Source organism: Allobaculum sp., assembly GCF_047010065.1.
Lineage (GTDB): Bacteria > Bacillota_I > Bacilli_A > Erysipelotrichales > Erysipelotrichaceae > Allobaculum > Allobaculum fili.
Genome location: NZ_JBKXLD010000077.1, coordinates 1,093 through 10,772, shown reverse-complemented (window position 1 = coordinate 10,772; position 9,680 = coordinate 1,093). Strand labels below are relative to the sequence as shown.

The 9,680-nt window shown below is 52.9% G+C and carries 7 protein-coding genes; 4 read left to right on the top strand and 3 right to left on the bottom strand.

Annotated features, from left to right (window positions below; translation table 11 throughout):
• Positions 1–655: D-alanyl-D-alanine carboxypeptidase family protein (locus tag ACLUYS_RS07455; protein WP_412659510.1), on the bottom strand; the 655-nt coding region annotated here is incomplete at its 3' end.
• A gap of 274 nt (positions 656–929) precedes the next feature.
• Here ACLUYS_RS07455 and ACLUYS_RS07450 point away from each other — a divergent pair.
• Complete coding sequence (locus ACLUYS_RS07450) at positions 930–1,790, top strand: zinc-ribbon domain-containing protein (RefSeq protein ID WP_412659509.1); 861 nt, start codon at positions 930–932, stop codon at positions 1,788–1,790.
• A 319-nt stretch (positions 1,791–2,109) separates the two neighbouring features.
• Here ACLUYS_RS07450 and ACLUYS_RS07445 read toward each other — a convergent pair whose 3' ends face one another.
• Entirely contained in the window at positions 2,110–3,036 is a 927-nt protein-coding gene (locus ACLUYS_RS07445; RefSeq protein ID WP_288338907.1) for a class I SAM-dependent methyltransferase, read from the bottom strand.
• A 236-nt stretch (positions 3,037–3,272) separates the two neighbouring features.
• On the opposite strand from ACLUYS_RS07445, the gene ACLUYS_RS07440 reads away from it, so the two are divergent.
• Positions 3,273–4,406 carry a hypothetical protein gene (locus ACLUYS_RS07440; RefSeq protein WP_412659508.1) on the top strand — a complete coding sequence of 378 codons (1,134 nt, stop codon included), beginning with the start codon at positions 3,273–3,275 and terminating at the stop codon, positions 4,404–4,406.
• A gap of 291 nt (positions 4,407–4,697) precedes the next feature.
• On the opposite strand, the gene ACLUYS_RS07435 is transcribed toward ACLUYS_RS07440, so the two are convergent.
• Positions 4,698–5,429, bottom strand: a complete 732-nt coding sequence (locus ACLUYS_RS07435; RefSeq protein WP_230267551.1) for an SIS domain-containing protein — start codon at positions 5,427–5,429, stop codon at positions 4,698–4,700.
• Positions 5,430–5,941: 512 nt separating this feature from the next.
• Here ACLUYS_RS07435 and ACLUYS_RS07430 point away from each other — a divergent pair.
• Both ACLUYS_RS07430 and ligA read left to right on the top strand, forming a co-directional pair.
• The gene (locus ACLUYS_RS07430) at positions 5,942–8,221 is read left to right on the top strand and encodes an ATP-dependent helicase (RefSeq protein ID WP_412659507.1); all 2,280 of its coding nucleotides are present in this window, start codon (positions 5,942–5,944) and stop codon (positions 8,219–8,221) included.
• A 275-nt stretch (positions 8,222–8,496) separates the two neighbouring features.
• Positions 8,497–9,680: NAD-dependent DNA ligase LigA (ligA, locus tag ACLUYS_RS07425; protein WP_412659506.1), on the top strand; the 1,184-nt coding region annotated here is incomplete at its 3' end.

The following is a 9,680-nucleotide window of genomic DNA, read 5'->3' as shown; positions in this document are numbered from 1 at the left end:
TCCAGGACTTGTCCAGAAGCCACTGGGCTTCTGTGGGTCCGGTCAGCAGCGCGCCGCTGCTGTGCTTCAAATCGAACGCCAGTCCGGTCTGATGTTCCGAATATCCAGGTCTCGCAGAGAAGGTATCCGCCTCAGCCTGACCATAGCCGGCGACATAGTTGTTGTAGAGGCCGGCCTGCGTGTCGTAGCTTCGGAAATTGGACGTGTCATAGCTTACGTCCATGCCCTGCGCGATCATGTCCGCAATCAGAGCGGAAACCTGCGCGCTGGCGGTCGGATCGACGCCTGGGGCATAATCCGCCGGAAGACCGTGCTTTTTATTCGCAATCAGAATGCCGTCCTTATAGTAAATGCCGTCGATTGTCTCTTCTTTTAGAGCAGTAGCCTGCCCGTTTTCCGGAAGCGTTTCAGCGGGAACCGAATCCCCATCCTGGGGACCGTCAGGCGACTGGATGGCTTCTTCCGCTTTGCGTCTGGCTTCGGCAATTTCTTCGGATGTTCGTTCCGAGCGCTGAGCCGAGGGAACGGTCTGGCTGCTCGGATCCGCCTGGGAAGAAGTGCCTGACCTGGAAGAGCTGCAGGCGGCCATTCCAAAAATGGAAAGCGCAGCGAGCTGGGCGGCTAAAATCAGTTTTTCGATTTGACGTCCTTTCATGCGAAGGCTCCTTTCGACCGCATCCGCTTCTGGCAAAACTGCGGACGCAGATGTTTTCTCTTTTTCATACGTGTTGAATGTATTGCCCTGGAAGAGGAAAGACCAGACCGATCAGTTCCGGCTCCTGTTTTATCAAGCAGACCGTACACTTTTTGCACCGAAAAAGGGATACGGGCTTGCTGGATTCCGGTGGAGTTCAGGCTGTCTTGTTTTATCGGTTTTGGCAATGATAAGATGATTATAACTAATTAATATTCATATTCAGGGAGGTTCTATGAAAAACTGTCCATCCTGTCATTATTCCAACAAGGATGAGGCTCGATTCTGTGCAAAGTGCGGGACGCCGCTGCCCAATTCGAACTTCACCGCAAATCCGAATCCAAACCCAGCGGATCGTCCAAATCCGGCATCGTCTGACGGCCTGCAGACCGGGCAGAGGCCAAATCCTCAAAATCCGTCGTCCAACAGAGGATTTTCGCCCCATTACGGTCCGAACAGCGCAGGGCCAAATGGCTATGCTGAACCGCCGCGTCAGCCCGGTCCGCAAAACTATGCCCCAGTGCCGCCTGCACCCGTTTCCGGTCCTTCCGCTCCTCAGCCCAAAAAGTCTGGCTCTGCAGGGAAAATCGTTCTGATCGTTCTGGCTGCTGCACTTCTTTTAGGGGTCGGCGCCTTTGGCGGATGGTTCTTCTTCACCTATAACGGGGCTGGCAGGCAGGATGTGGCCGTCATCTCCTCCGATTCGTCCGCGAAGGATTTTCTGTCGGACAAATCGTCGGATTCTTCCCAGAAGCCGAGTGCCGAATCGTCTTTAAAGGCTTCTGAAGCTCCCGCATCCGACGAAAAAGCATCCGTCAGCTTGCAGGCTGCGCAAGCAGAAGAGCCGAAACCTGAACCAAAACCGGAGCCAAAGCCAGAACCCGCAAAGACGCAGTATCGCCTCAATTATGTGATGAAGGTTCGCAGCGGACCGTCTCTGGATCATTCCCAGGTCGATCGTCTTAGCGAAGGCACCATCATTACCGTGCTTGAAGAAGAAACCGCGGGTGACGGCAGCGTCTGGGGGCGTGTTGGCGAGGACAAGTGGGTCTGCCTTTCGGATGACGACTATGTTTACGCTTCCCGCGCAGGCTGATTCTCATCCGTTTTCCTTCTGCGTACGATCGCGTTTGAAAACAGGCCGTTTTCGGATCTGTTCCAATTTCTTCAAAAAGATTGCCGCTTTATCTGGACAGAACGCCGAAAGCATTAATTAAAAACCTTACCACTGTATTTACAATTCATAAAAATTATTATTCATACAATACAACAGCCAGCAAGCTTCCCTCTTCATAAGGAAATCCTGCTGGCTGTATTTGAATGCATAGTTTGAAATTGTCTACGAAGTATCATCGGGCGCTCAGGCCTTCTTTTTGTACGCAGAAGGTCAGATTTCGCCAGGTGATGACTCAGCTCTAGCCGTTTTTCGCTTCGGCGATGGGGTCGGGATGTTCGGGACGAAACGAGGTCCACCGTCCAAACAGACCGCATGGCAGTACCGCGTCGCCGGCCTGAATCGGCAGAAGCGTTTCGCCGGTTTCCACATAGCCGCCATGCTGGCGAACAACCGTGCGCTCCAGGGTCTGCGAAAGGGTCGAGAGCGGGAAGCCGGTAGTGTACAGATTGACGATAAAGAACAGCGCGTCATCGGCTAGCAGCTTCTGCGCTTCGTCGATCAGTTCATAAATGTTGTCTTCCAGTTTCCAGACTTCGCCGTTCGGGCCGCGTCCGTAAGAAGGCGGGTCCATGATAATGCCCTGATACGTCCGTCCGCGGCGCAGTTCGCGGCGTATGAATTTCAGCGCGTCATCGATCAGGAAGCGGATCTTTTTATCCTGCAGATGGTTCAGTTCCATGTTTTCTCTGGCCCAGGCGTTAATGCCTTTGGAGGCGTCGAGATGGATGACTTCATCGGCACCGGCTTTGGCAGCCGCCATAGTCGCCCCGCCGGTATAGGCGAAAAGGTTCAGAACGCGGATCGGCGCTTCGGGCGCTTTTTTCTTCCGTTCGCGGATGGCCTTCATTATAAAATCCCAGTTGGACGCCTGTTCCGGAAAAAGACCGGTATGCTTAAATCCGGTCGGGGAAATTTTAAAGCGAAGATCTTTATAGGAAATCGTCCAGAAATCCCGGACGGATTTTTTGAATTCCCACTGTCCGCCGCCTTTGTTCGAACGATGATAGACGGCGTCCGCTTTTTTCCATGGCCGTTCGTCATCGATCGGCCAAATGGCTACCGGATCCGGGCGGCGCAGAACGACATGGTTCCAGCGCTCGAGCTTTTCTTTATTTCCTGCATCAAGGACCTCATAATCGGTCCAGTCTCTGGCAATTTGATTCATAATCGATACCTCTAATCAACAACAGTATAATCGATTCAAAGAAAATGACCGGCCGCAACGATGTTTCGTTTTTGACCGCGCCCGGATCAGGCCGTACCGCATGAAAAAAGGCAGATCGGGCATGAGCCCAATGGGCGATGCCAAAAAATGAAATAATACTTGTGGTCCTATTTAGAACAGAAAGGATGTTAATCATGTTTGTTCAGCTGATCTGTAAAAACAGAGAAGAGAAACAGATGGAAGAACTGTATGAAGTGCTCGGCGCACTTTGCGAGCGGGAAGGCGTTCAGATTGAAGAGCGCGGCGGCCATGTTGAAATTCTGGTCTGCCCGCAGGGAAAAATCGTCGCCAGAGAAGATGGAAAGGATCTGATTCTTTCTTCCAATACCCGTCACGGCGGTCCTGGCTTCCACGCGTTTGTGGTCGATCTGTTTAAAGACATTGAAGAAGAAATTCCCGGAGACTATGAGCTCGATGACGATCTCGACTATGCCAGGGACGAAAATTTTGACCGTCTGGTGCAGCAGTACGAGCAGGAGATCGATTATGTCCGTCAGCTCGTTCTGGAAGAACCCGGATTTAAAGATCGAAACTATATGTTCGATGAAACGTACTATCTGCCCAAAGCAGAGGCAGGACAGGTTCTGACCGCCAGCGGCGACATGGATGAACACGAATTCCGCGCAAAGGATGCGGCTGAACTCATGGATCATTTTTATGTCTGGAACAACTGGGATCGCGACGGACGCTTTTTCCGCAACGCAGCCCTGACGCTTCTGGCCAAGGAAAGCTACGGCGAATTTTCCAAAATGAACGAACAGACGGAAAAGGTGGCCAACGAAATCTGTGATGATCTCGAAATCGCCTTCCGTCTTGACCCGACGCTTGGACTTCCAATTGACGCCTATAAGAAACTGATTTCTGTTCTGGGACGCGACAACAAACTGGAAGGAGCCATCGAAATGGACGGGGAAGCTGTCTCGTATCGGACACGCGAAGTCTACCACATCTTTGAAGACGTGCGGATTGTAGCTGCGGGTACTGCAGAGAGAAGCTACGATCCAGCCACACAGTCCGTTTTCCTGACTTCTCCATTCAAAGAAGAACAGGAATGGGCCTGGCTGCTGCAGGCTTCCAAGCAGCCGTCCATTCTTCCTGACTTGAAAAGCGTACAGGAACAGGAGCCGGAGTTCCGCAAGGACGACAGCGTCCTGTGGCTGGAAGAATACAAGCAGGATGGCATTTACACGATCGATGCCATGATCCGCGACAACATGCGCGATCTCTATATTCATGGCGTAGCGCGCAGCGAAGCGGAACGCGACTATTTGAAGACGTGCATTGAAGAATCCGGCTTTACCACCCTTTAGTCAAAGCAAGAAGAAGTTTTGAGACTTCATACCTGCAGGATGTGCGGGATGATAAAACCGAAGACCCTCAGCCAAAACGAAGCAAGACAGGGAAGCCGGCGTATAAACGCGTCTGGCTTCCTTTTTCTATGCATGACCCGGCAGATTTTGCGCACCGATCCGCCGGGCAGATTCGCACAGCCGATCCGGCAAAAGCATTCGCCAAAAGTTTTCCAGCCTGAGATTTCCCAAAAACAAAGCGGCCGTTCTGTGCAGAGCAGAGCGGCCGTCTTTTAAGACAGAGGCAGGTTTTTATTTCCAGTAGCCGTAATACGTTTCGAACAGTCTGCGGTTGACTTCGTCGCCGCCGTCCACGTTCGAGCTGACAAAGACGGGCGGCTTCCTGCCGGCTTTGGCGAGGTTTTCAATGACCTGCGTCATCATGGCATCCATCAGGAAAATGCCCAGGAAGTTGGAAACCGGGCCGACGGGCGTATCGCAGCCTTCAATTTCCAGAGAGGCATCGCCTTTGGGGGCGTGGTTGTCGAGAACGACATCGGCAAGCTCAAAGAGCCGCTTGCCCGACGGCGCGCGGGACGTGCACGCTTTCGAGTGAGCCAGAGAAGTCAGAGCTATGACTTTGGCACCTTTTTCTCTGGCGGCCTGCGCCATTTCCACGGGTACGCTGTTTCTTCCGGAGTTGGAGATGATGACAATCGTGTCCTTTTCATCGAGCTTGTACAGCTCAAGCAGCGAGGCGGCATAGCCGGAAATGCGCTCGAGACCGGTCGACTTGGTCGGGAAGTCGATGACCATCAGCTCCTGGGGAAGGATAGCTTTAATGAGCGCCAGTCCGCCGGCGCGGGCGTACACTTCTTCAGCCATCATGTGCGAATGGCCGGAACCAAATACGTAAATTCGTCCGCCCTGCAGACAGCTGTCTGTCAGCAGCGAGGCGGCTTGCTGAATGTGAGCTTCTTCGTCTTCAAATGTCTGATCGAGAAGGCTGGAAGCATGCTGGTAATACTTTGCGGCTGCATTCATGAGGATCCGTTTCCTTCTTTCTTTCCTTTTTTACGGGGATGAGCAACAGTACCATCTTTTGCTGCGCCGCCTGGAGTGCGGATTTCTTTTCAGGATGCGGAGAGATCGGCGGCGCAGGTGCGGACACAGATCCGGCTGCCGGATCCATGCCGGAAGATGGTAAATCGCTTCCTGCTGTCTTTACTTTAGCCGACAAAAAACAAAGCGGTAATCCTTTGTATGCATATGCAGACAATTGGAGCCGCCAGGATCCGAAAAACGGCGTTTTCCGTATACGATAGATGTTTTATTATCCATTCAATGAAGAAATAAATTCATACGGACTGAATTGTTCAAACATTCCGCCAGGTAAACGAAAAGAGTACGCACATTTGTACAGACCTGCGCCTGCCTTTCGGGCATGGGGGAGCATGGTATAATAACAGGACGATTCTTACCGCCCGAACGGGCAAAACGATGCGGTCAGAGATCGGATTTCGACCGCTTTTTCGAGAAAAGAAGAGGGAAGCAGAATGAGCGAGTTGATGGAGAAACTGAACCCGGCACAGAAAGAAGCGGTGTGCTGTCTGGACCGGCCGCTGCGCATTGTCGCCGGCGCCGGATCGGGCAAGACCAGCGTACTGATGGCCCGCATTGAATATCTGATCCGTGAAGCGGATGTGTACCCCAGCCGGATCATGGCGATCACCTTCACCAACAAGGCTGCCCGGGAAATGAAAGACCGCCTTGAGGCAATCCTGCCTGAAGAAGCGGGTGACGTGCGCATTTCGACGATTCACTCGCTGTGCGCCCGCATTTTGCGCATGGACGCCAAAGCGGCCGGCTATCCGTCCAACTTCACCATCCTCGATGGGGACGACCAGAAATCCATGGTCAGCCGCATTCGCAAGGAAAAAGGATTCGATAATAAGAAATATCCCGCCGGGCAGATTCTCAGCTTCATTTCTTCATGCAAGCGCGAACAGGTCGATCCGGAGAAAGCGCGCGTTCTGGCCGATACGCCGGGCGGACACGTGCTGACGACGATTTATGCCGAATACCTTCGCGAACAGAACGAAATGTTCGCCATGGACTTTGACGATCTGCTTCTCAATACGGATGCTCTCCTTACCGAAAACGAAGTCGTCCGCACCAAGTGGCAAAACCGTCTTGACTACATTCACGTCGACGAGTTTCAGGATACCGACCCGATCCAGTATTCCCTGATTCGAAAACTCGTTCGCCCCGATGCCCAGCTCGTGGTCGTCGGCGATCCGGACCAGACTATTTATTCGTGGCGCGGCGCTTCGGTTTCCATCATCATGGATTTCGAAAAAGATTTCCCCGATGCAAAAACGATTATCCTCGATCAGAACTACCGTTCAACACAGGTCATTCTCGACGCGTCCAACGCGCTGATCGCCAACAACCGCAACCGCGTGAAAAAAGATCTGTTTTCCACGCGTCCAAGCGCGCAGCCGATCCTTACCTTTGGGGGCATGGAAGACGAAAGCGAAGCCAGCTTTGTGGCGATGATGATCGCCCGTCTTCATTCGATCGGCGCCAAGGATCTCAAGCCCGTTCCGTATAAAGATATTGCGGTTCTGTACCGGGCCAACTATATTTCCCGTATTTTTGAAAAAGAACTCGTAAAGCAGAAAATTCCGTACCGCATTCTGGGCGGCATCCGCTTCTTCGAGCGCAAGGAAATCAAGGACATCCTGGCCTACCTCTTTCTTCTGCGCAAACCGGATCCCGATGATCCGGCGTTCATGAGCCAGGATCTGTATCTCGAGCGCATCATCAATGTGCCAAGCCGCAAAATCGGTCCAAAATTCATGGATACGCTGCGCAAGGAAAGTCAGGATCGAGGATTAAGCATGCTCGATGTGCTGCGTGATCCAAAAACCGTCAATGCGGCCAGGGCCAGATCCTTTATCGATGTGCTCGACCGCATTCAGGCGCGCTATGAAAAGTACGGTCTGCTCGGTCTGGTCGACGCGGTCGTCGAAGAGACCGGCTATAAGAAATCGCTGGCGATGGATGAAGTCGAAGAGCGCATGCAGAACATCGGTGCGCTCGAGAGCGATATTACCGCCGCCTATTCCAACGACGCGACCCTCACCCTCGATGAATACTTAAGCAATCTGGCGATTTACACCGGCCGCATCGACGAAGAAGACCGCAACGCCGTCACCCTTTCTACGGTCCATACCGCCAAGGGCATGGAATACCCGGTGGTGTTCGTGAGCGGCCTGTATGAAGACACGTTTCCGTCCATGCGCTCCGTTATGGAAAGCGGAAAAGAAGGCATGGAAGAAGAGCGGCGCCTCATGTACGTCGCCATGACCCGCGCAAAGGACCTTCTGTTTCTGACGTGGAACACCGGCTATATGTACAGTCAGCAGGGCAATCGAATTCCTTCGCAGTTTATCGACGAAATTCCCGATACGCTGACTGCCCACATGCGCCGTCCTGGTCCCGTACCGGAACTGAGCGATTTGGAGCAGGAGAAAAAGGACGTCAAAACGTCGAGACAGACCGGCGAAAAGATCGCCAAACTGGTCGAAAATCGCGAGAAGCGCATGAAGTCGGCCCGTACCCTTGCGGCACGCGCCAAGTCCAGACCGAAAAAGGTGACGTACCATAAGGGCGATCGGATTTTCCACAATAAGTTCAAGCAGGGAACGATCCTCGACGTTTCCGGCGATATTATCCAGATTCAGTTTGACGGATACGATCACGTCAAAAAGATTAACGCGAACTTCATTACGCCGTTAGCCGACGTCGATCCCGAAGATCTCGCCAGCTGAAACCCGTCCTTAGCCGCCTGCGACAAGCGGGGTGCACTTTGATACAATGGACGATGGTTTCATTTCCTTTTCAGGCCCGCCGCGCAGTATGCGGCAGGCTGTAATCCGAACAGGAATAAAGAAATACATAAGAAAAGAATATGTACGAATAAATACATGGAAACGGTCTGTACAAGGACCGTATTCCCCTCCCGTTTTCCCTGGCTGACCGGCTTTTACATTCGCAGTCGGCCGCAGGAGACCGGCAGGAGGAGCAGAGACAGGAGGCATGCCGTATGGATGAAATCAAACGCATTGAAGAACTTCGCCGTCTTCTTGAACGGTATTCAAGAGAGTATTACATCAACGACAATCCGACGGTATCCGATGCGGAATACGACGCGCTGCTCGAAGAGCTCAAGGCGCTCGAAGCCAGACATCCGGAAAGCTACGATCCCAATTCGCCAACGCAGCGCATTATCGGAAAAGTGCTCGACGGCTTTGAAAAAGTCGTCCACGACCAGCGCATGCTTTCTTTGGATGATGTCTTTTCCAAAGAGGAACTGAAAGAGTTCTGCGAACGGATCTGGAAAGAATTTGGACGGGCATCCTTTGTGTGCGAATGCAAGTTCGACGGACTGGCCATGGCTCTGATTTATGAAAACGGGTCCTTTGTTCGTGCGGTTACGCGCGGGGATGGATCGGTCGGCGAAGACGTGACGGAAAACGTCCGCACGATTTCTTCGATTCCGATGCATATCGACGAGGCGGGCCATGTAGAAGTGCGCGGGGAAGTCATCATGCCCAAGGCGAGCTTTGAAAAGCTCAATGCGCTCCAGGAAGAAATGCATCTGCCGCTGTTTGCTAATCCGCGAAACGCCGCGGCCGGCACGATCCGCAACCTGGATACGTCCATTGCCCGCAAGCGCCGCCTGGACATGTTTCTTTACTATTTCCAGAACGGCGAAGAGCATGGCGTAAAAAGCCAGGCCGAAGCCCTCGAACAGCTCAAAGCCATGGGCTTTTCGGTTTTCCCCAACTGGAAGCTCTGCACTTCCTTTGAAGAAATCTGGGACTTTATTGAAAGCATTTCGAAGATTCGTTCGAGTCTTCCTTTTGAAATTGACGGCATTGTCGTCAAACTGAACGATTTTGCGATGCAGCATGAGATCGGTGTGACTGCCAAGTATCCGCGCTATTCCATCGCCTATAAATTTCCGGCGGAAGAAGTCGAAACCACGCTGATGGGTATCGAGCTGACCGTCGGACGCACCGGCAAAATTACCCCAAACGCCATTCTGGCGCCAGTTCGCGTAGCCGGCACGCTCGTCAGCGCCGCGACTCTGCACAACCGCGATCGCATCGACGCCTACGATCTGCGTATCGGCGATCAGGTCATCATCCGCAAAGCGGGCGATATCATTCCGGAAGTCGTACGCGCACTGCCCGAAAAGCGAAACGGAACGCAGGTGCCCTACGA